Annotated in this window: 22 protein-coding genes and 1 pseudogene; 8 read left to right on the forward strand and 15 right to left on the reverse strand. The window is 65.9% G+C overall.

All coding sequences use genetic code 11. The features are described 5' to 3' along the window. Complete coding sequence (locus AABA86_RS04625; protein ID WP_338305898.1) at window positions 1-1,644, forward strand: lysine--tRNA ligase; 1,644 nt, start codon at window positions 1-3, stop codon at window positions 1,642-1,644. 177 nt (window positions 1,645-1,821) lie between these two features. Here AABA86_RS04625 and AABA86_RS04630 read toward each other — a convergent pair whose 3' ends face one another. Beyond that, complete coding sequence (locus AABA86_RS04630) at window positions 1,822-2,574, reverse strand: carbonic anhydrase (protein WP_038973208.1); 753 nt, start codon at window positions 2,572-2,574, stop codon at window positions 1,822-1,824. Window positions 2,575-2,680: 106 nt separating this feature from the next. After that, window positions 2,681-3,292, reverse strand: coding sequence for a TetR/AcrR family transcriptional regulator (locus AABA86_RS04635; RefSeq protein WP_212244060.1), 612 nt, complete (start codon window positions 3,290-3,292; stop codon window positions 2,681-2,683). A 93-nt stretch (window positions 3,293-3,385) separates the two neighbouring features. Between AABA86_RS04635 and AABA86_RS04640 the strand changes: the two genes are divergently transcribed. From AABA86_RS04640 to AABA86_RS04650, 3 genes and pseudogenes are all read left to right on the forward strand, one after another. Further along, window positions 3,386-3,844, forward strand: a complete 459-nt coding sequence (locus AABA86_RS04640; protein ID WP_338305901.1) for an ester cyclase — start codon at window positions 3,386-3,388, stop codon at window positions 3,842-3,844. Window positions 3,845-3,886: 42 nt separating this feature from the next. Beyond that, complete coding sequence (locus AABA86_RS04645) at window positions 3,887-4,378, forward strand: DUF3237 domain-containing protein (RefSeq protein WP_212244058.1); 492 nt, start codon at window positions 3,887-3,889, stop codon at window positions 4,376-4,378. A gap of 61 nt (window positions 4,379-4,439) precedes the next feature. Further along, window positions 4,440-5,089 (forward strand): annotated as a pseudogene (locus AABA86_RS04650) (aquaporin). Window positions 5,090-5,101: 12 nt separating this feature from the next. Here the strand turns inward: AABA86_RS04650 and AABA86_RS04655 are convergent. Then, window positions 5,102-5,752: a S24 family peptidase gene (locus tag AABA86_RS04655; RefSeq protein ID WP_212244057.1), complete on the reverse strand. Its 651-nt coding sequence runs from the start codon at window positions 5,750-5,752 to the stop codon at window positions 5,102-5,104. A gap of 319 nt (window positions 5,753-6,071) precedes the next feature. Here AABA86_RS04655 and AABA86_RS04660 point away from each other — a divergent pair, with 319 nt between their 5' ends. Continuing rightward, a complete protein-coding gene (locus tag AABA86_RS04660) occupies window positions 6,072-6,416 on the forward strand; it encodes a DUF952 domain-containing protein (protein WP_338305902.1) in 345 nt (114 codons plus the stop codon). Further along, the gene (locus tag AABA86_RS04665; RefSeq protein WP_018320828.1) at window positions 6,413-7,510 is read left to right on the forward strand and encodes a quinone-dependent dihydroorotate dehydrogenase; all 1,098 of its coding nucleotides are present in this window, start codon (window positions 6,413-6,415) and stop codon (window positions 7,508-7,510) included. The genes AABA86_RS04660 and AABA86_RS04665 overlap by 4 nt, the downstream gene beginning before the upstream one ends. A gap of 111 nt (window positions 7,511-7,621) precedes the next feature. On the opposite strand, the gene AABA86_RS04670 is transcribed toward AABA86_RS04665, so the two are convergent. The 5 genes from AABA86_RS04670 to AABA86_RS04690 form a co-directional block, all read right to left on the reverse strand. Beyond that, complete coding sequence (locus AABA86_RS04670) at window positions 7,622-8,947, reverse strand: MATE family efflux transporter (RefSeq protein WP_338305903.1); 1,326 nt, start codon at window positions 8,945-8,947, stop codon at window positions 7,622-7,624. A 2-nt stretch (window positions 8,948-8,949) separates the two neighbouring features. Next, window positions 8,950-9,684 carry an MBL fold metallo-hydrolase gene (locus tag AABA86_RS04675; RefSeq protein WP_338305905.1) on the reverse strand — a complete coding sequence of 245 codons (735 nt, stop codon included), beginning with the start codon at window positions 9,682-9,684 and terminating at the stop codon, window positions 8,950-8,952. A gap of 21 nt (window positions 9,685-9,705) precedes the next feature. Further along, on the reverse strand, window positions 9,706-10,011 hold the full coding sequence (locus AABA86_RS04680; protein ID WP_018320831.1) for a DUF6460 domain-containing protein: 306 nt from the start codon (window positions 10,009-10,011) through the stop codon (window positions 9,706-9,708). Window positions 10,012-10,115: 104 nt separating this feature from the next. Beyond that, window positions 10,116-11,990: an ATP-dependent DNA ligase gene (locus tag AABA86_RS04685; protein ID WP_338305907.1), complete on the reverse strand. Its 1,875-nt coding sequence runs from the start codon at window positions 11,988-11,990 to the stop codon at window positions 10,116-10,118. Next, window positions 11,987-13,024, reverse strand: a complete 1,038-nt coding sequence (locus AABA86_RS04690; RefSeq protein WP_338306150.1) for a ligase-associated DNA damage response exonuclease — start codon at window positions 13,022-13,024, stop codon at window positions 11,987-11,989. Before AABA86_RS04690 ends, AABA86_RS04685 begins: the two co-directional genes overlap by 4 nt. A gap of 63 nt (window positions 13,025-13,087) precedes the next feature. Between AABA86_RS04690 and AABA86_RS04695 the strand changes: the two genes are divergently transcribed. After that, window positions 13,088-14,014 carry a class I SAM-dependent DNA methyltransferase gene (locus AABA86_RS04695; RefSeq protein ID WP_338305909.1) on the forward strand — a complete coding sequence of 309 codons (927 nt, stop codon included), beginning with the start codon at window positions 13,088-13,090 and terminating at the stop codon, window positions 14,012-14,014. A gap of 115 nt (window positions 14,015-14,129) precedes the next feature. After that, window positions 14,130-15,359, forward strand: coding sequence for an ABC transporter substrate-binding protein (locus AABA86_RS04700; RefSeq protein WP_212244047.1), 1,230 nt, complete (start codon window positions 14,130-14,132; stop codon window positions 15,357-15,359). 77 nt (window positions 15,360-15,436) lie between these two features. Here the strand turns inward: AABA86_RS04700 and AABA86_RS04705 are convergent, their stop codons facing one another. The 7 genes from AABA86_RS04705 to xylB form a co-directional block, all read right to left on the reverse strand. Beyond that, the gene (locus tag AABA86_RS04705; RefSeq protein ID WP_338305910.1) at window positions 15,437-16,288 is read right to left on the reverse strand and encodes an amidohydrolase family protein; all 852 of its coding nucleotides are present in this window, start codon (window positions 16,286-16,288) and stop codon (window positions 15,437-15,439) included. Between the two features lie 2 nt (window positions 16,289-16,290). Continuing rightward, a complete protein-coding gene (locus AABA86_RS04710; protein ID WP_338305911.1) occupies window positions 16,291-17,268 on the reverse strand; it encodes an aldo/keto reductase in 978 nt (325 codons plus the stop codon). 86 nt (window positions 17,269-17,354) lie between these two features. After that, window positions 17,355-18,287 (reverse strand): sugar-binding protein, encoded by a 933-nt coding sequence (locus AABA86_RS04715; protein WP_338305912.1) that lies wholly within the window; start codon window positions 18,285-18,287, stop codon window positions 17,355-17,357. Between the two features lie 94 nt (window positions 18,288-18,381). Next, window positions 18,382-19,464 (reverse strand): ABC transporter permease, encoded by a 1,083-nt coding sequence (locus tag AABA86_RS04720; protein WP_338305913.1) that lies wholly within the window; start codon window positions 19,462-19,464, stop codon window positions 18,382-18,384. Next, window positions 19,464-20,222, reverse strand: coding sequence for an ATP-binding cassette domain-containing protein (locus AABA86_RS04725; RefSeq protein ID WP_212244037.1), 759 nt, complete (start codon window positions 20,220-20,222; stop codon window positions 19,464-19,466). The genes AABA86_RS04720 and AABA86_RS04725 overlap by 1 nt, the downstream gene beginning before the upstream one ends. A 12-nt stretch (window positions 20,223-20,234) precedes the next feature. Beyond that, a complete protein-coding gene (gene xylA / locus AABA86_RS04730; protein ID WP_338305915.1) occupies window positions 20,235-21,557 on the reverse strand; it encodes a xylose isomerase in 1,323 nt (440 codons plus the stop codon). Next, a complete protein-coding gene (xylB, locus tag AABA86_RS04735; RefSeq protein WP_338305916.1) occupies window positions 21,558-23,012 on the reverse strand; it encodes a xylulokinase in 1,455 nt (484 codons plus the stop codon). Window positions 23,013-23,048 lie beyond the last annotated feature (36 nt).

The following is a 23,048-nucleotide window of genomic DNA, read 5'->3' on the forward strand; positions in this document are numbered from 1 at the left end:
ATGTCCGTTATCGATCCCAACATGAGCCCGAGCGATCTTCGTGCGCTCGCCGAACAATCCAACGCCTGGCCGTTCGAGCAGGCCAAGGCCATCGTCGCGCGGCTGAAGAAGAGCCCGAAGGACGAGGTGCTGTTCGAGACCGGCTACGGACCGTCAGGCCTGCCGCATATCGGCACGTTCGGCGAGGTCGCGCGCACCTCGATGGTGCGCCATGCCTTCCACGTGCTGACCGAGAACAAGGTCAAGACGCGCCTGCTGGCGTTCTCCGACGACATGGACGGATTTCGGAAGGTGCCCGACAACGTCCCCAACAAGGAGATGCTGGCCGCGCATCTCGGCAAGCCACTGACGCGGGTGCCGGATCCGTTCTCCAACGAGTACCCTTCGTTCGGTGCGCACAACAACGCACGCCTGCGCGCGTTTCTGGATCATTTCGGCTTCGACTACGAATTCGCAAGCTCGACCGATTACTACACCTCGGGCCGCTTCGACGCGACGCTGCTCAAGATGTTAGCGGCCTACGACAAGGTGATGGCGATCATCCTGCCGACGCTCGGTCCCGATCGCCGCGCGACCTACTCGCCGTTCCTGCCGATCAGCAAGACCACCGGTGTCGTGCTGCAGGTGCCGATGATCCGCCGCGACGTCGCCGCCGGCACGGTGACCTATGTCGACCCCGACACCAACCAGGAGGTCGAGACGCCGGTGACTGGCGGCAACGTCAAGTGCCAGTGGAAGGCCGACTGGGCGATGCGCTGGGTCGCGCTCGGCGTCGACTACGAGATGGCTGGCAAGGATTTGATCGATTCGGTGAAGCTCTCCGGTGCAATCGCCAAGGCGCTCGGCGGCACGCCGCCCGAAGGCTTCAACTACGAGCTCTTCCTCGACGAGCAGGGCCAGAAGATCTCGAAGTCGAAGGGCAACGGCCTCACTATCGACGAATGGCTGCGCTACGCCTCACCGGAATCGCTGTCGCTGTTCATGTATCGCGAGCCCAAGGCGGCCAAGCGGCTGTATTTCGACGTCATCCCGCGCAACGTCGACGACTATCAGCAGTTCATCGACGGCTTTGCCCGGCAGGATGACAAGCAGCAGCTCGGCAATCCGGTCTGGCACATCCACAATGGCAAGCCGCCGCAGGGCGACATGCCCGTCACCTTCCAGCTCCTGCTGACGCTGGTGTCGTCGTCGAACGCGGAGAATGCGGAGACGCTGTGGGGCTTCATTGGCCGTTATCGTCCGGGCGTCTCGCCCCAGACGCATCCGAAGCTCGATGCGATGGTCGGCTACGCCATCAATTACTACCGCGACTTCGTCGCGCCGACGAAGCAGTTCCGGGTGCCGACGGACACCGAGCGCAGCGCACTGCAGGATCTGCGCGATGCGCTGTCACAGCTTGCACAGGACGCATCTGCCGAGGACATCCAGAACGTGGTCTACGAGATCGGCCGCCGCGAGCCCTTCCTCGATCAGGTCAAGAAGGGCAAGGACGGCCGTCCCGGCGTCACGCTGGACTGGTTCAACATGCTCTATCAAGTACTGCTCGGCCAGGAGAAGGGCCCGCGCTTCGGCTCCTTCGTCGCGGTGTACGGCGTGCAGAACGCAGTCAACATGATCGACGGTGCGCTGGCGCGGAGCGCGTGAGGCCACGACTTTCTCCATCGTCGTCCCCGCGAAAGCGGGGACCCATAACCACAGGGAGAAGTTGGGCGAAGATTCGTAGTTGCGCCAGCGTTGGTACGAAGACCGCCACTCTCCGAGAGATCACGCGGTATGGGTCCCGGCGTTCGCCGGGACGACAGCGTTCATTGGAGCGTTCGCTCAGGCCGAGCGCAATACGTAGCGCCTGTTATCCTTCTGCACCGGGCGCGCGTTCATCGGATAGAGCTTTGCGAACGCGGCGACGTCGGCGGCCGACACCTGAATCGGGGTGGTCAGCAGCAGCCATTCGACCACTTCCGAACAGGGCGGCGTCGTCAGCGAGCCGGGATAGCGGAAGTAGCTGAGCCTCGGTGGCAGCATGGCGTGAGGGTCGATGCCCGCATCCGCTTTCACCGCGGGGCCTTCCGCCGCCGGCATGGTCTTGACGATCTTGCCGAAGGCCGGGTTCGGCCTGCCCTCGGCCATCAGCACGCCGACCACGGCGAGGCCGCCGGCTTCGTTGCGATGGACGAAATGCGCCTCCATCGGAAAATTCTTGCCGCCGATCATGTGCTCGCTCGGCCGGTGGAAGTGCACCTGGAGCAGCTTGTACTTGACGTCGCCGAGCATCAACGTGCTGCCTTCGGCGAAGTTGAGCTGGATGGTGTGTCCGTTGTTGACGATGGTGTCGGCGCTCTTGCCCCAGTTCAGCTTCAGAACCGGCAATTGCGACTTGATCGTCCCCTCGATGTCGATCGGCGATTGCTGCAGGCCGACCGCGCAGGCCTTGTTGGCCGCATCGAGATCGCCCCATTTGGCCGGGCCGCCGACGCCCTCATAGCTCCAATGCGCGCCTTCGGCGGCGAAGGCCGGCTTGCAGAGCGGACAAAGCGCAAGACCCGCCAGAGCCTTCAATGCGTGACGGCGATTCATCATATTCCCCCTGAGATGAATTGGATTGGCAATCTCGGCCACAACCTATGCGAGAGCGGCGGTGAGTCGCAATGGCGATGCAGGCGATCGCGGGCCGGGAGCGGATTCAGACCTTCTGGCGAAAGGTCTCCAGCACGGCGGCGACGATCTTCTGTCCGTTTCTGCGCAGCTTCCTGGAATCGTCGGCGTGAGGCAGCAGCAATCCGATCTTGCAGATCATGGCGTCGATCATCCGGCTGAGCAGATCGACATCGTCCGCGTGCAACTCGCCATCGCGCTTCAAGGCCCGCAGGGTCGCGATCAGGAGCGCGGTCGGATAGGTCTCCTCGATCTCGCGATAGCGCGGCTCGCCGAGCACGGCTTGCGCTTCCTGGATGACGATGCGCGCGTAGTCCGGCTCTTCGCAGGCGTCGAGATAGGCGTCGATGCCGGCGCTGAGACGATCCCAGATCTTGCGCTCGTTGCGAGCCGCGGCCTCGATTCTGGCCGCCGCGTCGCGCTGCATGGCGACTACGACGGCGTCAAACAGCGCCTTCTTGTCCTCGAAGTGATGGTAGAACGCGCCGCGCGTGACCCGCGCCGCCCGCGAGATCGCCTCCATGCCCGCCGCCTGAAATCCATTGGCGGCAAACGCCTCGCGTCCAGCATCGAGCAGCGCCTGCCTGGTGGCCTCGCTGTACTCTTCCCGACGACTTCTCGGAGGATCCTTCGCCCGCATCGCGCGCAACCTAACGCTTGACGCGTTGGTATCAAACCGCATATAACATACATGATGTATGTATTAGACATGTAGAATGTTATGAGGCGGACCATGGACGGCAAGCGCATGTTCGAGCTGGCAGAAAGGCTGGCAATCGCGAAAAGCCGGCAGGACATCCCAGCGGCGCTGGAGGTTCTGCATCCCGACATGGTGCTGGAGACGCCGGCCTTCGGCACCAGGGCGCAAGGCCTCGCCGAAAACCAGCGCATCCTGACGCGCTTCTTCAAGTCCTTCCCGGACTATCACGTCACCCTCGACGGCCACGCCAATTCCGCTGACACGCTGGTCTGCTGGGGCACCGCGCGGATGACGATGACGGGGGATCGCTTCGGGGCCGAGCCCAACGGGCGCCGTGCGGAGCTGCCCGTGTTCATCGCCTTCGCCTTTCGCGACGACAAGATCGCGCATAAGCGCTTCGTCTTCGATCTCTCCGAGCTCTGCGCCCAATCCGGCGTTTCGACCGACGTGGTCAGGCGCAAGCTGTTCGGCGAAGCCACGCAGGCAGCGTAGCTCGCCGACGCAACACCATCCACGAAACAGGAGCGTCAGACCATGGCCGATCCCCGCATCAAGCCCGTCGGCGACCTCGCGACCAGGCTTCTCTTCGACATCGTCGTCGACCTCGATCCGCGCATCAATTTCGGCGCCGGGCCGATCGGGCAGCGCGTGCTGTTCGGGGCGGCCAAGGGCTCCTTCGAAGGCCCCCGCTTGCGCGGCGAGGTAATGCGGGGCGGCGGGGACTGGGCGTTATTCCGCGCCGACGGCACCATGACCCTCGATGTGCGGCTGTCGCTGCGGACCCATGACGGCGAACTGATCTACATGACCTATGGCGGCCGCTGGGTGACGCCGCAGGGCTTGCGCGCCGAGATGGCGGACCCTGCGCGGCGCACCAAGGTCGATCCCGCCGGATATTACTTCCGCACCAATCCAATGTTCGAAACCGGCTCGCAGACCTATGCCTGGGTCAATGACATCGTCTGTGTCGGCAAGGGTTATCTCGTCGAGGGCGCCGTCGCCTACAAGATCTTCGAAGTGCTGTGAGACTTCCGTGGGCGCGTTGAGCGAGCTGCGTCGCGCCGGCGACCGCAATGACAGCCCCTCGCTGGCGCGGTCGCTGGTCGCAGAGGGACTGGGCACCGCCTACCTGCTGATCGCGATCGTGGGCTCTGGTATTCTCGGCGAGAGGCTTGCGGCAGGCAATGTCGCGCTGGCCTTGCTCGCCAATGCGCTCTCGACAGGTGCCGCACTCTACGCCTGATCGTCTGGCTCGCGCCGTTGTCGGGCGCCCATTTCAATCCACTCGTCTCGCTGGTGCTGGCATTTCGCGGCGACATCGCACCGCGCGTCGCCGTATTCTACGTGCCAGCCCAGCTGGTCGGCGCCATCGCTGGTGTTGCCATCGCTGACGCGATGTTCGACATGCCGCCCTACTCGCTGTCATCCCATCTTCGTAGCGGTCCCTCGCAATGGCTGAGCGAATTCCTGGTCACATTCGGCCTGATCGGAATGGTGTGGACCTGCTCGCGCATGCGGCCGTCCGCTCTTGCGGGCGCGGTCGCCGCCTATATTGGAGCCGGCTTCTGGTTCACGGCCACGGATTTTGCCAATCCCGCCGTCGCCCTGGCGCGCGCATTCACCGATACGTTCTCCGGAATTCGCCCGATCGACGTACCCGGCTTCCTCGTCGCGGAAACGCTGGGCGCTCTGGCGGCCGTGGTGTTGTTTCGCTGGCTGGTGCCGAACTTGCGCTGACGAAGAGCGAGGTCACTGGCTCGCCCACATGATGCGCGCCACCCACGCCAAATCGCTCGCCGCCATCGTGCGTCCGGCCTGCGACGCATCGAGCGGCTGAAGCTCCAGCGCCTTCGCGGTGCGACGCCCCAGCGTCGCGACCATCACCTCGCCCGCCCTGGTCTTCACCACCACGCGATCGCCTTTGCGGATCGGCGCGCCGGGTGAGACCAGGATGAGATCACCGTCGCGATAGGCAGGTAGCAGCGCATCGCCGGAAATCTCCAGCGCAAAGGTATGGCTGTCCTCGGTGGGCAGCGCGATTTCGGTCCAGCCCTTGCCGGATGGAAAGCCGGCCTCATCGAAAGCGCCGCTCGCGCCGGCCAGCGCGAAGCCGAGCAGCGGTACCGAGCGGCCGTCACCGGCCTCGTCGTCGATCAGCCGCGCAAAGCTCTCGATCGAGGCGTCGGCCGCGGCCAGCGCCTTTGCGATCGATTCGGTCGAGGGCCAGCGCTCGCGGCCGTCGGAGGTGACGCGCTTGGACCTGTTGAAAGTGGTGGGATCGAGCCCGGCGCGCTTGGCGAGGCCGGACGGCGACAGACCGGCGCGCGCCGCCAGCCGATCCAGGGCCACCCAGATCTGGTCGTGCGTCAGTATCCTCTGCGCTTTGGCCTGCCTGACCATGCAAGGTCCAGCCCGTCGCAACCCAGGAAAACTGTCCTCAAATCAACCGGTTTTCCGTTTTTGGCGCAAGAGGCGGCAGAGCGAGCGCTTTCAAGCGAAGTGGATATCGGCTCACCCCAAGAAAACGCCGCAAGAAAACGCGCCAAAACAGGAATTTAGAGCCCCGTTCCGATTTCATCGGAACGGAATAGGCTCTAAGCCTTGAGTTCGGAAGGGGCGGCCTTTACGGTCGCGCCCGGGTTTCGGGGACCCGCACGCGGCGAAAAAACCCAAGAAACTCAAAGAGCTGACTCAAAGAGCAAACAGGGCTGCGCAAGCGGTGGTCAAGATCTACAAAATCTGTCCGGCCTCGGCCTGGCGCGAGGCGGAACGGCAGGGCGTCTATCTCGGCAGCGCGGACGATGCGCGCGACGGCTTCATCCATTTCTCGACCGCCTCGCAGGTTCCCGAGACCTTGCGCAAGCATTATGTCGGGCAGCGCGCGCTGTTCCTGGTGGAGGTCGATGGCGACGCGCTCGGCAGCGAATTGCGCTGGGAGCGCTCGCGCAATGACGAGCTGTTTCCACATCTCTACGGCGAGCTCGACCTCGGCGCGGTGCTGTCGGTGATGAACCTCAACATCCGCTCCGACGGCGGCCACGACACTCCGGAGCTGTTGCCGTGATCCGCGCTTTCGACGCCTTTTCGCTGCCGGTGCTGCGCTGGCTCGATCCGGAAGACGCCCATCGCCTCGCGATCCAGGGCCTGCGCTTCCTGCCGCCGGTCAAGCCGCGCGCTGACGATCCCAAGCTCGCGATGCGCGCCTTCGGGCTCAACTTTCCCAATCCGATCGGCATGGCCGCGGGCTTCGACAAAAGCGCCGAGGTGCCGGACGCATTGCTGCGGCTGGGCTTCGGCTTCGTCGAGATCGGCTCGGTGACGCCGAGGCCGCAAAGCGGCAATCCGCGGCCGCGGCTGTTTCGTTTGGAGCGCGACGAGGCCGTCATCAACCGCATGGGGTTCAACAATGACGGCGCCGACGTCGCCTTGCGCCGGCTGGCCGCGCGCGCGCAGCATGGCGGCATCGTCGGCGTCAATGTCGGCGCCAACAAGGATTCGCCGGACCGCGTCGCCGATTACGTCAAGCTGATCGAGACCTTTGCGCCGGTCGCGAGCTATTTCACCGTCAACGTCTCCTCGCCGAACACGCCGGGCCTGCGCAATTTGCAGGAAGGCGCCCTGCTCGACGATCTCCTCGCCAGGGTGATCGACGCGCGCGAGCGTGTGCGCCAGAAGGCCGGCGACACGCCGGTGCTGCTCAAGATCGCGCCGGATCTGAGCCTCGCCCAGCTCGACGACGTCGTGCAGGTGGCACGCTCGCGCCGGGTCGATGGCATGATCGTGTCGAACACGACGATCGCGCGGCCGAGCACGCTGCGGGAGGAGATGCGCGCCAAGGAACAAGGCGGCCTGTCCGGCCGGCCGCTGTTCCGCCTGTCGACCCGCATGGTCGCGGAGACCTATGTGCGCGTCGAGGGCGCGTTCCCGCTGATCGGCGTCGGCGGCGTGGATTCGGGCGGTGCCGCGCTGACGAAGATCCGCGCCGGCGCGAGCCTGATCCAGCTCTATTCGTCGCTGATCTACAAGGGCCTCGGCCTCGTCGACGAGATCAAGCGCGACCTCACCTCGACGCTGCTCCGCACCGGGCGGGATTCCCTGTCCGAGATCGTCGGCGCGGATGCAGCGACCCTCACCGCGGAAGACTGGCCGGGGATGTAAGGCGCTCTCGTGCTGCAGAGCCGGGGCCCATGTGACGGCGAGTTCGAGGAGGAATGGGTCCCGGCTCTGCGCAGCAGCGTTTCACGCTGCAGCGCGTCAAGGACACGAGAGCTACGATTTCGAGAACGTCGCCCTGAACTGCGCCGGGTAGCGTGCGGCCTGCAAGCCGCCACGCGAGAGGTAGGAGGCCATCAGCGCGCACCACAGTCCGGCATTGCCCAGCGATTGCAGCGCCCACCAGGCGGCGAGGAAGATCAGCAGCGAAGCCAACATCAGATTGCGCATCTCGCGCGCCCAGGTCGCGCCGATATAGATGCCGTCGAAGCCGAAGGCGAATACCCCGGGGATCGGCGCGAGCACGACGAACGGCAGGAATTCGCGCGCTGCACGGCGGACGTCGTCACTCGCCGTCATGAAATCGATCAAATGCGGCCCGAACAGCGCGAACAGTCCCGACACCACCAGCGCGAAGCCGAGGCCCCATAGCAGCACCAGCCGGGTCGAATCCGCAAAGCCCTTTGCATCGCGCGCGCCAACAGCGCGGCCGCAGAGCTGCTGCGCTGCGTTGGCGAGACCGTCGAGGAAGAAAGCGCTGACCAGCAGGAAATTGTTGAGCACCGAGTTGGCGGCCAGCGTGACGTCGCCGGCCTGCGCGCCCTTGGCGGTGAAGAACAGGAACACGGCGATCAGCGCCGCGGTGCGGATCAGGATGTCGGTGTTCACCGCCAGCAACCGCAACAGCTTCTGCCGGTCGAGCAGCGTCGCGTACGGCACGGCGAAGCCGCCATCGGCATAATGGCGGCAGACGATCAAGCCGAGGGCGAACCCGACCGCTTCCGACAACAGCGCGGCGATCGCGGCACCGGCGATGCCGGTGTCGTAGACCAGAACCAGCAGGATCGTCGCCGCCATGTTGACGAGGTTGATGACGACCTGAAGCATCAAGGCCGAATTGGCGCGGGCCTGGCCGATCAGCCAGCCGAGGATGACGTAATTGGCGAGCGCGAACGGCGACGACCAGATCCGGACCTTGAAGTAAGTCTTCGCGGCCTGCGTCACACCCTCGCTGCCCCCCATGAGGTCGAACAGCAATGCGGCCAGCGGCAGTTGCAGCACGATCAGCGCGGCGCCGATCAGGCCCGCAACGATGAAGCCGCGCGCCAGGATCGCGGTCGGCTCGCGCGTGTCACCCGCACCCAGCGATTGCGCGGTGAAGGCGAGCGTGCTCATCCGCAGGAAGCCGAACAGCCAGAACAGGCAGTCGAAGATCACCGAGGCCATCGCCACGCCGCCGAGCAGCGCGGCATCGTCGAGACGGCCGATCGCCGTGGTCGAGACGATGCCGATCAGCGGCGTGGTCAGGTTCGCGACCATCGCCGGACCGGCGATGGCGAACAGTTCACGTGTGCCGACTTTGGGATGGACGGGCGCGTGCATGGTCAGAACACGACGACCATGCCGTCCTCGGCCGCCATATGGGGCAGAGCTTCGAGGCGCGACAGCATGTCGTCGCTCATATGGGTGAGGACGAGCCGCTTGGCGCCGATCGCCGGCAGATGCTGTTCCAAGGTCTTCAGGCTGAGATGGTTCTTCACCACCTTCTCGTACATATAGGCCTCGGCGATGAAAAGGTCCGCGCCATGCGCCAGCGGAATGAGCGTCTCCGTCCATTCGGTATCGGCGCTGTAGGCGAGCGTGCGGCCCTCGGCCTCGACGCGGTAGGCAAGGAAGGGGCCACCGGATTCGCCGTGCACGACCGGATAGGGCGTGACCGTCACGGGGCCGAAAGTCCGGCTTTGCTCGGGCGAGAGCTCGACGACATTTAGCTCGAAGCGCTGCTGTGTCTTCGAGGAGTGCTCGAACAGCGCCTCCATCACCTCACGCAGCCGCCTCTCGATACCTTGCGGGCCGGCGATCGCGAGCGGCCGCGTCCGCCGCGAGAATTGCGCGTCGAGCAGGAGGAACGGCAGCCCGGCAAAATGATCACCGTGGAAATGCGTGATCAGAATGAGATCGATCTCGTCACGGTCGATCTCGAGCCGCTTCAGCGCCGGCAGAGCCGACGCGCCGCAGTCGATCAGGAAGTTGGCCTCGCGCCCCGAGACGTGGAAGCAGGTGTTGAGCCTGCCGCCGGAGCCGAAAGCATCGCCGCAGCCGACAAAGCGCAATTGCATCGGCTGCGGACCCTCAAAATCTCACCGGCCGCGCGGCGTGCCGAACACGCGCGAGAGCAGCCAGATCGGGATCACGATGACTGCGCCGAGCAGGAAGTAGCGCCACAGCCAGTTGATGGTGTCGAAGCCGAGATCCCACAGCCGCTGGAACAACAGGCGAATGCTGGTGAGGATGTTCCAGGGATCGAAGCCGATCGCGGCCAGCACGACACCGACCAGGATCGAGAGCAGGACCAGGCGAAACGCGACCGCCAGCGGCGAGCCGCCGAGAAAGCGGTTCAGCCCGTCGTTGCGGCCGGCCGGCAAATCTCTGACGTCTTGGACCATCTCAAACTCCTCAGGGGATTCGACCCCATTATAGGGCACGGCGAGGCAGATGGGGAACCCGCATCGGGGCTTCAATCGGGTTACGGGAGTTTAATTCGGGCGCCTCAGACCTCGATCTCCGCCGGCTCCACCTTCAGCATCCGCTCCAGCGTCTCCAGCCGATCGGCCTCCCGCGGCGGCTTGTCCCAGCGCAGGCGGCTGATGCGGGGGAAGCGCATGGCGACGCCGGATTTGTGGCGCGGCGAGCGCTGCAGGCCCTCGAACGCCACCTCCAGCACCAACCCCTTGTCGCCCTCGTGCACGACATGACGGACGGGGCCGAACTTTTCCGTGGTGTTGCGCCGGACGAAGCGGTCGATCTGCAGCAGCTCTTCGTCGGTGAAGCCGAAATAGGCCTTGCCGACCGGCACCAGTTCGTCGCCGCCCTCGCCCGCGGTCCAGACGCCGAACGTGTAGTCGGAATAAAAGGACGAGCGCTTGCCGTGACCGCGCTGGGCATACATCAGCACGGCGTCGATGATGTGCGGATCGCGTTTCCACTTCCACCACTGGCCCTTCGGCCGGCCCGGCAGATAAGGCGCATCGCGCCGCTTCAGCATCACGCCTTCGACGGCGTCCGCGTCTTCGCCGGCACCGGCACTCGCGGGATCGGCGCGTGCGGCGGTGAGCGCGTCCCAGCTTGTGAAGGAAACCGTGGGCGACAGATCGATGCGGGGATCGTCGAGCTTCCCGATGAACGCCTCCAGCCGCTCGCGCCGCTCCGCGAATGGCAGCTCGCGCAAATCATTCTCGTCGTCGCCGAGCAGATCGTAGGCGCGAAGGTGGATCGGAAACTCCTTGATCAGCTTGGGCGAGACGACCTTGCGGTTGAGCCGCTGCTGCAGGACGTTGAAACTCTGCACACGGCCCTCACGCAGGATCAGAAGTTCGCCGTCGATCGCGCCGGGCAGGCGCAGCGACGGCACGAGATCGGGAAAGCTCCCCGTGATGTCCTCGCCAGTGCGCGAATAGAGCCGCGCGGTGACGTGGCCGCGCTCGTCGCGCCCTGCCACCGCCTGCACGCGGATGCCGTCCCATTTCCACTCGGCGATGTAGTCGGCGGGATCGAGCGCCGCGAAATCGCTGTCCTCGATCGCATGTGCCAGCATCACTGGGCGGAACGGCGCGGGATCGCGGTTGACCGGCTTTTCGCCGCGGCCCTCCAGCCAGGCGAACAGGTCGAGATAGGGCGGGCTGAGCCCCGGCCAGATCAGCTCGACCTCATGCGGGTCCTTGTCGCCGAGCGCGGCGGCCGCGGTCTTGGCGAGGCGCGCAGAGATGCCGATGCGCAGCGCCCCGGTGACGAGCTTCAGGAGCGCCCAGCGGCCGGTCTCGTCGAGCTCGTCGAGCCAGCGCTCGAGCTGTTTCGGCAGCTCGGTCTTGCCGAGGGTGCGAAGCGTGGTGACGACTTCGGTGAGAGTTGGGGGCGGTGGGTTGTTGTGGTTGCGGGCGTGAGGGGACTCATCAGCATCTCGCCCGGGGTACCCCCCTCCCTGCCCCTCCCCCGCAAGGGGGGAGGGAACGGTGAGGCTCGTGCGTCCCTCACCTTGGGAATCGCCAAGAGATATTGTGCTCGCTGACAGCGCCCCACTCCGCTGCGCTCCCTCCTCCCTTGCGGGGGAGGGTTGGGGAGAGGGGTGGCCCGGAAAAGACTGCGCATTGTCTTGCGTCTTCGGCCACATCAGCGCCACCGTCTCCGAGAGATCGCCGACGTAATCGTAACTCAACCCGAACAGCACCGGATCGGTACGCGCCGCAATGAGATCGCGGATCAGGGCGGGCTTGGCATGCTTGAAGCTGAGCGCGCCGGTGAGCGCGGCCAGCGCGTAGCCGCGGTCGGGGTCACCGACCTCGCGGAAATAGCCGGTGAGCAGCCGCAGCTTGTTGTTGCGGCCGGGCTCGTAGGCGAGACGGTCCAGCAATTCGGCGAAGCGGTTCATGCCTCGGCCTCGTCGGTGGCCGGCGCCTCGCTCTCCTCCTCGTCGCCATAGCCGACGAGATCGAGCGGCTGCGCTTTGAGGCCTTTGCTCCGGCACCAATGCACCAGCGCATCTTCCTGGCCGTGCGTGACCCAGATCTCGCCGGCACCGGTCGCGGCGATGGTGGCGGTGAGACCGTCCCAATCGGCATGGTCGGAGATCACCAGCGGCAGCTCGATGCCACGCTGCCGCGCCCGGGCGCGCACGCGCATCCAGCCCGACGCGAACGCGGTGACGGGATCAGGAAAGCGCCGCGTCCAGAGATCTGACGTGGCCGACGGCGGGGCCAGCGTGATGGTGCCGGCAAGCGCCGCCTTCTTCACGCCCTTCACCGGCCTGAGCTCGCCGAGATCGATTCCGCGGCTCTGATAGTACTCCGTGATCTTCTCCATCGCGCCATGCAGATAGATCGGTGCGTCATAGCCGGCCTGCCGCAGCAGCTTGATCACGCGCTGGGCCTTGCCGAGCGAATAGGCGCCGACCAGATGCGCGCGCTCGGGAAACAGCGCGACGGAGGCGAGCAGCTTCTTGACCTCGTCGCTCGCATCGCCATGCCGGAATACCGGCAGCCCGAACGTCGCCTCGGTGATGAAGACGTCGCAGGGCACCAGCTCGAACGGCGTGCAGGTCGGGTCGGGCGCGTCCTTGTAGTCGCCGGAGGCGACGATGCAGGTGTCCTTGCACGTCACCGCGATCTGCGCCGATCCCAGCACATGGCCGGCCGGGTGGAATTTCACGCTGACATCGCCGAGCCGGATCTCCTCGCCATAGCTGATGGCTTGCGTCGATCCGGCAAAATTCTCGCCGTAACGCAGCCGCATCATGTCCAGCGTTTCCTGCGTCGCCAGCACCGCGCCATGGCCGGCGCGGGCATGGTCGGAATGGCCGTGGGTGATCACGGCCCGCTCGACAGGGCGGACGGGGTCGATATGGAAGCCGCCGGGCTTGCAGCACAGGCCGGCAGCAACTGGCAGCAGGATGTCTTGCGGACGCATGCCTGCTATATAGGTTGCGTCATCGCATCTTCTACTCATCACCGCTTCGTTCCCTGGTTCCCGATGCCCCTCCGCCTGTTCCTGACCTCCGGCGATCTCATGGCCGACCGCCGCTTCGAGTTCGCGCGCGATCTCCAGCTCAAGGGCGACCTGCCCGCCGCCGCCGACCTCATCGAGCAGGCGATCGAGCTCGCGCCGAACTTCACCTCCGCCTGGTTCACGCTCGGCGAAATCCGTGCCCAGCTTGGCGAGCGCGACAAGGCGATTGCTGCGTTTCGCGAAGCGAGGCGGGCTGACCCCGATGACCAGCACGGCGCCGCCCTGCACCTGATGCGGCTTGGCGACGCGCAACTCGCCGAAATGCCCAAGGCTTATGTGCAGGCCCTGTTCGATCAATATGCGCCCCGCTTCGAGCACACGCTGATCAACGACCTCGGCTATCGCGCCCCATCGCTGATCTTCAAGGCGGTGCTGGCCGCGCGCGTCGCCGCCAGGAAGCCCGCGCTGTTCAAGCGCGCCATCGATCTCGGCTGCGGCACCGGGCTTGCGGCCGCCGCCTTCGCCAAACAGGTCGACCATTTCATCGGCATCGATCTGTCGGCCGGCATGATCAAGGAGGCGCGCGCCACCAACCTCTACGCCGAGCTCGAAGTCGCCGACATGATCGAAGGGCTGCGGAGCAAGGCCGATGGATGCGCGAACCTCGTCGTCGCCGCGGATGCGTTCGTCTACCTCTCCGATCTCGCACCGGTCCTCAGCGAAGCCAGACGCGTGCTCGTATCCGGCGGCGTGCTCGCCTTCACGCTGGAGACGCACGATGGCAACGGCATCGTGCTCGGCGAAGGCCTGCGTTATGCCCATTCGGCGGAATATGTGCGCGGTGCCATCGCCAAGGCCGGGCTCAAGCTGCTGACGCTGGAGCCGGCCTCGCCGCGCATTGAGAATAACGAGCCGGTGCGCGGTCTCGTGATCGTGGCCGAGAAAACTTGAGTCTAGGCGCTAGCGCCCCGTGATTTGAGCGTCATTGCGTCGCAAAGCCGTGACTTCCCACTTGCGAGCCGTGCTGCGTTCCCAGCACAATGCGCATGCCAGGGAGAAACAAATAATGACGAAGAATCCATCGCGGCGCGATTTCAGCGCCGCCGCGCTCGCCACCATCGCCGCCTCCACCTTGCCCGCCCCTTACGTCTGGGCCGCGGAGAAGAAATACGATGCGGGCGCCAGCGACACCGAGATCAAGATCGGGCAGACCGTGCCGCATTCCGGCCCCGGCTCGCTCTATGGCGTATTGGGCCGCATCGGCGAAGCCTATTTCCAGATGCTGAACGAGAAGGGCGGCATCAACGGACGCAAAGTCAAGTTTCTCACCATGGACGATGCCTATAGCGCGCCGAAATGCGTCGAGGCGACGCGGCGCCTGGTCGAGCAGGAGGAGGTGCTCGCGCTGTACGGCTCGCTCGGCACCGCGCCGCAGACCGCCGTGCACAAATATCTGAACTCCAAGGGCGTGCCGCAGCTGCTGCTCAACACCGGCGCATCGAAGTGGAACAATCCGAAAGAGTTCAAATGGACGATGGCGGGCCTGCCGCTTTATCCGACCGAGGCGCGCATCCTTGCGCGCCACGTCGTCAGCGTGAAGCCGAACGCCAAGATCGGCATCCTCTACCAGAACGACGACTTTGGTCGCGACTTCCTCGGTCCCTTCAAGAAGGTTTTGGAAGACGCCGGCGGCACCGCAAAGGTGATCATGGAGCAGACCTACGATCTCACCGAGCCGACCGTCGATTCCCAGCTCATCAACCTCTCGAAGTCGGGCGCCGACGTCTTCTACAACATCTCGACCGGCAAGGCCTCGTCGCAGTCGATCCGCAAAGTCGCCGAGCTCGGCTGGAAGCCGCTGCAGCTTCTGTCCGCCGGCTCGACCGGCCGCTCGATCCTCAGTGCCGCGGGCCTCGAGAACGCCACCGGCATCGTCGCCATCCGCTACAACAAGGAGGTCGGCCTGCCTAAATGGGAGAAGGACCCCGACGTGATGGCGTTCGAGGAATTGCGCAAGAAGTACACCCCGGCCATCGACCCCGACAACACCATTGCCTTCGCCGGCTACGGCCAGGCCGTGACCATGGGTGAGATTTTGCGCCGCTGCGGCGACGACCTCACCCGCGCCAACGTGCTGAAGCAGGCCTCGAATCTCAAAGGCTTCCACTCGCCCTACTTCCTCGACGGCGTCACCTACAGCTACACGCCCGAGGACTATACGCCGATGAAGACGCTCTTCATCTCCACCTTCACCGGCAAGGACTGGGACATCTCCGACAAGCCGATGTCGGAGTAGTCAGGGGCGCACGCCGCCGCTGGCTTCCCCTCTCCTGCTTTGCCAGGAGAGGCAGGAAGCAGGAGCGCGCTCAGGCGCTAACTTGCGACAGCCAACCGATACGCCCGCGTCGCATTCACACCAAACGCCTTGTCCCGCGGCTGCGGGCCGAGCTTTGCCAGGCAGGCCTCCAGCGCGCTCTTGATCTCGCCGTAGCTTCCCGCGAGCAGGCACACCGGCCAGTCCGAGCCGAAGATCAGCCTGTCCTCGCCGAAACAGCTCGCGGCGTGCGCGACGAACGGAAACAGCCGCTCCGCATCCCAGTCGTTCCAGACCGCTTCGGTCGCGAGCCCGGAGATCTTGCACCAGACATTGCCGCAAGCCCCGAGCGCCTTGATGCGATCGGCCCACACCTCGCTTCCGCCGTCGGCGATCGGCGGCTTGGCCGCGTGGTCGAGCACGAACCGCGCGTGCGGAAAGGCCTGCGCGGTTGCGATGGCGGCGGGCAGCTCGCGGGTGCGGACGAGGAAATCGTAGGCGAGATCTCGGGCGAAAACAGCGGTGAGGCCGCGCTGGACGTCCTCGCGCAGCAGCCAATCGGGATCGGCTTCATCGTGGACCTGGTGGCGAATTCCGACCAGCTTGCCGCCGCCGGGTGAAGCGCGAAGCCGATCGAGCGCTTCGCCGAGCGTACCATCCGTCAGATCAGCCCAGCCGACCACGCCGACGACGAAGGGATTTTCGTGCGCTATCCGCAGGAACTCCTCGGTCTCCTCGAGAGAGGAGCGGCATTGCACCATGATGCTGGCATCGATGCCGTTCGCTTTCAGAAGCGGCGCGAGGTCGGCGGGACCGAAGGCGCGGCGGATCGGCGTCAGCTCGTCCGCTGCCATCCAGGGATAGTCCGCGCGCGCCGGGTCCCAGAAATGCTGATGGGCGTCGATGATCATGTCTACGCCCCACCCGGCAGCGGCGCGCGCGCATCGACGAGGTTTCGAGCCCGCAGCTCCTGCCAGAAGGCCGCCGACACCGCCGTCTCCGACATCGCGATGTTGTCGGCAACCTCCGCGGCGTTGCGCGCGCCCATCACGGCGACCGTGACGGCCGGATGCGCCATGCAGAACTGGAGCGCGGCGGCCTTCAGCTCGGTGCCATGCTTGCGGCAGAGCGCCTCCAGCTCCAGCGCCCGCGCGACCAGCGCAGCATCGGCGTCCTGATAGTTGAACTTCGCGCCCGCATGCGGATTGGCGAGAATGCCGCTGTTGTAGATGCCGCCGAGCAGGATGCCGATGTTCTGCGCCGTGCAGAGCGGAAACAGCGCATCCAGCGCGCCTTGATCGAGCAGCGTGTAGCGCCCGGCCAGCAGGAAGCAATCGACCGGCACGGCCTCGGCGAAACGAACCGGCATCTCCGACTGGTTCATGCCGGCGCCGATCGCCTTCACCGTGCCCTCGCTGCGCAGGCGCTGGAGCGCGCGGAAAGCACCGGCGACGGCGTCGTCATAATGATCATCAGGGTCGTGCACGAGCAGGACGTCGACGCGATCGAGCCCGAGGCGCGCGAGACTCTCCTCCACCGAGCGCAGCACGCCGTCATGGCTGAAATCGAACACCGGCCGCTCGCGTGGCGTGCCCTTGTAGTGCTCGTCCTCGGCGGCGCCGCCATTCGGTGCGCGCAGCAGGCGGCCGACCTTGGTCGAGATGACGTAGGAGTCGCGATTCTGTTGCCGCAGGAATGCGCCAAGCCGCCGTTCTGCAAGGCCGAAGCCGTAGAGCGGCGCGGTATCGAAGAATCGCACCCCGAGCGACCAGGCGCGCGCGATCGTCGCCTCCGCGTCGGCATCGCTTACGGGGGTGAACAATCCGCCGAGGGGGGCGGAACCGAGACCGATTGAGGTGACGTCGAGCGAGCCGAGCCGCGACCGTTTCATGCCATATCCTTCCAACAAAACACCTCTCCCGCTCGCGGAAAATGCAAGCGGGAGAGGCACGCAGGAGCGCGGGGCTGGCGGCGCTCCTACTTCAACATCTGCGCGACGTTGTCCTTGGTCACGAGATCGAGACCGGTATAGACGATCTCCGGCACCTTCTCGCCTTTCTTGATGGCGAGCAGCGTGTCCATCGCCTTCTCGCCCATCTCGAGCGGACGCTGGCCGACCAGCGCATTGGCATAGCCGTCGCGCAGCAGCTCGAGCTGCATCTTCAGCGTATCGGCGACGACAAGCGTGAACTTGCCGGAATCGATGTCCTTCTTGTTCCTGCTGGCGAAAGCCTTGAAGCCTTCGGGCGCGAACATCGGCCAGCCGCCGATGGGAACGATGGCGGCGAGATCAGGCGTTGCGGTACGCATGTCCGTCATCTGCTGGACAGCGAGTGCGGGATCGTCGTTGCAGAAGGTCGGGGAGCCCGCGACCTCGGTCCATTTCGAGCCCTTCAGCGCCTCGCGCACGCCGTCGACACGCTCGGCGAGGTTCTTGGCGCCTGGGCCGCCCGAGACCATGGCGTATTTGCCGCCGTCGGGGCGCATCTTCACCAGCTGCTTGCCGAGCGCGACGCCGAACTCCTTATTGTTGGTGCCGATATAGGCGATGCGCTTGGAGCCGGGCGCATCGGCATCGAAGGTGATGACGGGGATGCCGGCGGCCGTCGCCGCCTCGATCGACTTGGTCATGGCCGCGACGTCGGCGACCGAGATGGCGAGACCGTCGACCTTCTGGGTGACGAAGTCCTGGATGATCTGGGCCTGCGTCGCCGGCTCATGCTCGACCGGCCCCTTGTAGATGCACTCGATGTTGCCGAGCTCCTTGGCGCGCTTCAGGCAGCCGTCGCGCGCGAAGTCGAAGAACGGATTGTTCATCGCCTTGGGCACGATGACGAAGCGGTAGTTCGCGGCCAATGCCGGCGTTGCCATCATGGCGACGGCGATGCCGGCAAGAATAAATTTCCTCATTGTCTCCTCCACCCTTGTTTGGTGCCTATCCTCTCGAAAGCGCCCGGGAAGCGGACAGGCAACATTTTATTTGTCTTCCCGAAGCGACGTCACGTCAGCTCATCCGCGAGCGGATGCGATCGACCAGCACGGCCAGGATGATGATCACGCCCACCAGCGTCTGCTGCCAGTAGGAGGAGACCTGCGCCAGCACGAGGCCGTTGCGGATCACCTCCAGCAGCACGCAGCCGACGATGGCCCCGAGCGGGCCGCCGATGCCGCCGGCGAGGTTGGCGCCGCCGATCACGGCCGCCGCGATCACGTTGAGCTCGTAGGACGTCGCCATGTTGGCGGGCGCCGATCCGAGCCAGCCGGAGATGATGATGCCCTGCAGGCCTGCTGCGAGCGCGCAGATCACATAGACCTCGATCTTCACCCGCACCACCGGAATGCCGGTCAATTCGGCCGCCTTCTCGTTGCCGCCGAGCGCGAAGACATGGCGACCGAACGCGCTGTGATGCAGCACGACGGCCATCGTCAGCGCGAGGACCACGAGATAGATGAAAGGCACGGGCACGCCGAGCACGTCGCCCGACGTGAGCGCGTAGAAACGATCGGCGTCGGGCCCGCCCGGAAAGCTGCCGCGGCCGTTGGAGACGACATAGCCGAGCCCGCGCACAATCGAGAGCATGCCGAGCGTGGTCACGAAGGGCGACAGGCCGAGCACCGCGATGCAGAAGCCGTTGACGAGCCCGGCGATCAGCGCGACGCCGAGGCCGGCGAGGATCGAGATCAGCAGGATCAGGCCGGGCACGTTGGCAATTACGGTCTTGCCGTCAGCCGCCATGTGCACGAACAAGGCCCCCGCGGGTGAGCCGGGCGCCGACAGCTCGGTCATCACCATCGAGGTGATCATGGCGGAGAAGCACATCATCGATCCCACCGACAGATCGATACCGCCGGTGATGATGACGAAGGTGACGCCGAGGGTGGCGATGGCGATGAACGAAAAGTTCTTCGCCACGTTCTGCATGTTGCCTTCGGTGAAGAAATACGGGCTGGCGAAATGCATGATCACCAGCAGCACGGCGAGCGCGAGCAGCACGTAGCCGGTCTGCGAGGCGAAGATGCCGCGCTGCCACCACCTGATCTTGCCGACATTGGTGAAGCTGATCGGAGATTCCATGGGCACGGCCATCACGCCGCCTCCTTCGCGCCGGTGATGAGGGCGGTGACTTCCTCTGGCGAGGTCTGGTGGATCGGCTTGTCGGCCCGCTTCTCGCCGCGGCGCATGACGATGACGCGGTCGCACACCGCGAACACGTCGGGCATGCGGTGCGAGATCAGCATCACCGCGACACCCTGCTCCTTGAGCCGGTGGATCAGGCCGAGCACCTGCTCGACCTGGCGCACCGAGATCGCGGCGGTGGGCTCGTCCATCATCACCAGCCGGGCATTGGAGAGCCGGGTCCGCGCGATCGCGACCGCCTGGCGCTGGCCGCCCGACATCTGCTTGACGAGATCGTCGGGGCGCGTCTCCGAGCGCAGCTCGCCGAACAATTCCAGCGCGCGCGCCGCCATCGCCTTGTGGTCGAGCAATGCGATGGGTCCGAATTTGCGCTTCAGCTCGCGTCCGAGGAACACGTTGGCCGCCGCCGTGAGATTGTCCGACAGCGCGAGGTCCTGGTAGACGACCTCGATGCCGACCGCGCGGGCGTCGACCGGTCGGCTGAAATGAACCGCGTTGCCGGCAAAGCGGATCTCGCCATGGCTGGGGCGGAAATTGCCGGCGATGATCTTGACCAGCGTCGACTTGCCGGCGCCGTTGTCGCCCATCAGGCCGACGACCTCGCCCGGCATGACCTGCATGTCGACGCCGTGCAGCGCGCGGATCGCGCCGAACTCCTTGCCGATGCCGGTCAGCTCGAGGACCGGTGTCGCGTCAGCCTTTGTCATCAGCGGCCTTCCTCAGACGTAGCGGTTGACCAGGGATTCCAGATATTCCTGCCGGCCCGAGCGCGGCTGCGGGTCGAAGCCGGGACGAAGCGCATGGTCGGCGAGATCGGCGAGCGAGCGCTGGCCGCCGAGAATGGCGCGGCCCTCGGGGCCGGCCCATCCCTGGTAACGCTCGGTGAGCGGCGCCGTGAGGGCGCCGGCATCGACCATGTCGGCGGCGGCGAGGAACGCGCGCGCGCAGGCGTCCATCGAGCCGACATGGGCGTGGATCAGATCGTCCGGATCGATCGACTGCCGCCGGATCTTGGCGTCGAAATTGAGCCCGCCCGAGGTGAAGCCGCCGCGGTTCAGGATCTCGTGAAACACCAGGGCGAGCTCCGGGACGTTCATCGCGAACTGGTCGGTATCCCAGCCGAGCAGATCGTCGCCGCGGTTGACGTCGAGCGAGCCGAACACGCCGAGCGCCTCGGCCAGCGCCACCTCGTGATGGAAGGAGTGGCCGGCGAGGATGGCGTGGTTCTGCTCGATGTTGAGCTTGACGTCTTTCAGGAGGTCGTAGCGCGCAAGGAAGCCGTAGCAGGTGGCGACGTCGAAATCATATTGATGCTTGGTCGGCTCCTTGGGCTTCGGCTCGATCAGGATCGGACCCTTGAAGCCTATTCTGTGCTTGTGCTCGACGACCAGCGAGATGAAGCGGCCGAGCTGGTCGAGCTCGCGCTTGAGATCGGTGTTGAGCAGCGTCTCATAGCCCTCGCGCCCGCCCCACAGCACGTAGTTCTGGCCGCCGAGCCGGTGCGTCACCTCCAGCGCGGCGCGGACCTGGCCTGCCGCATAGGTGAAGATCTCCGGGTCCGGATTGGTCGCCGCACCCGCCATGTAGCGGCGATGCGTGAACAGATTGGCGGTGCCCCAGAGCAGGCGGACCTTAGCTGATGCCATCTTCGCTTCGAACAGATCGGCGATCGCGTTGAGATTGGCGACGGATTCGGCGAGCGAGCTGCCTTCCGGCGCCGCATCGACGTCGTGGAAGGTGAAGAACGGCACGTCCAGCAGGCGGAACAGCTCGAAGGCGACATCGGCCTTGGCCCGTGCCTGCGCCATCGCGTCACCGCCCTGGTGCCACGGCCTCAGGAACGTCTCGCCGCCGAAGGGATCGCCGCCCGGCCAGCAGAACGAATGCCAATAGCAGACCGCAAAGCGCAGATGATCCTCCAGCCTGCGGCCATGCACGAGGCGGTCCTTGTCGTACCAGCGGAACGCGGGCGCCTGTCCCGCCTCCTTGCCGGCGAAGGCGACGGGTGCAGTTGCATCGAAGAATTTGGCTGACGCGTTCACTTAAGGGGTCTCCTTCAATGCGGGATAAAGCGCGCGCCATCGCCGATAGGCCTCGTCATAGGCCTCAGTGACGGATGCGCGGGGCGTGAAGCTCGCGAGCCGCCGCGGGCGGGTGCAGACGTCCGCGGGATCTTCGCCGGTGGCAGCGAGCCGGCCGAGCCGCGCGGCGCCGAGGGCCGCCCCCACCTCGCCTTCCTCGACGCGGTGAACGGGAATGCCGAGCACATCGGCGCAGATCTGCGCCCACAGCGGCGAGCGCGAGCCGCCGCCGACGAGATCGAGCTCGGCAACAGGCCCGCTCGCCGCACTCAGCGCCGCCAGATTGTCGCGCGCGGCAAAGGCCACGCCTTCGAGCACGGCCTGCACGATCTGCGTCCGCCCGGTCGCACCGCGCAGGCCGACGAAGGCGCCGCTCGCGGCGGCATCGTTGTGCGGCGTGCGCTCGCCGTCGAGATAGGGCAGGAATTTGATCGGGCTCGGCCCGTCGACGCGCTCGCCGAGCGGCGCCAGCAGCGCTGCGGCCGGCGTCTCCATTACGCCGGCGAGCCAGGCCAGCGAGGCCGCTGCCGAGAGCATCACGCCCATCTGGTGCCAGAGGCCGGGCAGCGCGTGGCAGAACGCATGCACCGCCGTTTCAGGCGCCGGCGCGAACCGGTCGGTGACACGGAACACCACGCCTGACGTTCCCAGCGACAGGAACGCATCGCCCGGCGCGATCGCGCCGAGCCCGATCGCGCTCGCGGCATTGTCGCCGGCGCCCCCCGCGACAACGACATCCTTCGCCATGCCCCAGCGCTGGGTGAATTCCGGCGCGAGCACTGCGCTCACCGCGCTGCCCTCGACGAGGCGCGGCATGTGGTGCAGATCGAGCCCGGTGGCATGCAGCAACAGGGGCGACCAGCGGCGCAGACCGACATCGAGCCACAGCGTGCCGGCCGCATCGGACATGTCCTCAATCAACTCGCCGGTCAGGCGATAGCGCACATAGGCCTTCGGCAGCAGCACCTTTGCGACGCGCGCGAAGATTTTTGGCTCATGCCGCGCGACCCACAACAGCTTCGGGGCGGTGAAACCGGGCATCGCCAGATTGCCGGCCATCGCGTGCAGCGAGGGGCAACGCTGCTCCAGCACGGCGCATTCGGCCTGGGAGCGCCCGTCGTTCCAGAGGATCGCCGGACGCAGCGGCCGTCCGTTCTCGTCGAGCAGCGTCGCGCCATGCATCTGGCCCGACAGGCCGATGCCGCGGACCCGCACCACCTCGCGCGGATGGCGGGCGGCGAGATCGTCCACCGCGCCGATGACTGCATCGACCCAGGAATCGGGGTCCTGCTCGGACCACAGCGGCGCCGGGTGCGACAGCGCAAGCTCGCGCGCCGCCGTCGCGAGGATCGCGCCGGCTTCGCTCACGAGCACCGCTTTCACACCGGAGGTGCCGATGTCCAGTCCGAGATACAAATCGTCCTCCCATTGCCCATTGCGGTGCGCGAGCTT

This window comes from Bradyrhizobium sp. TM233, from assembly GCF_036247965.1.
Lineage (GTDB): Bacteria > Pseudomonadota > Alphaproteobacteria > Rhizobiales > Xanthobacteraceae > Bradyrhizobium > Bradyrhizobium ottawaense.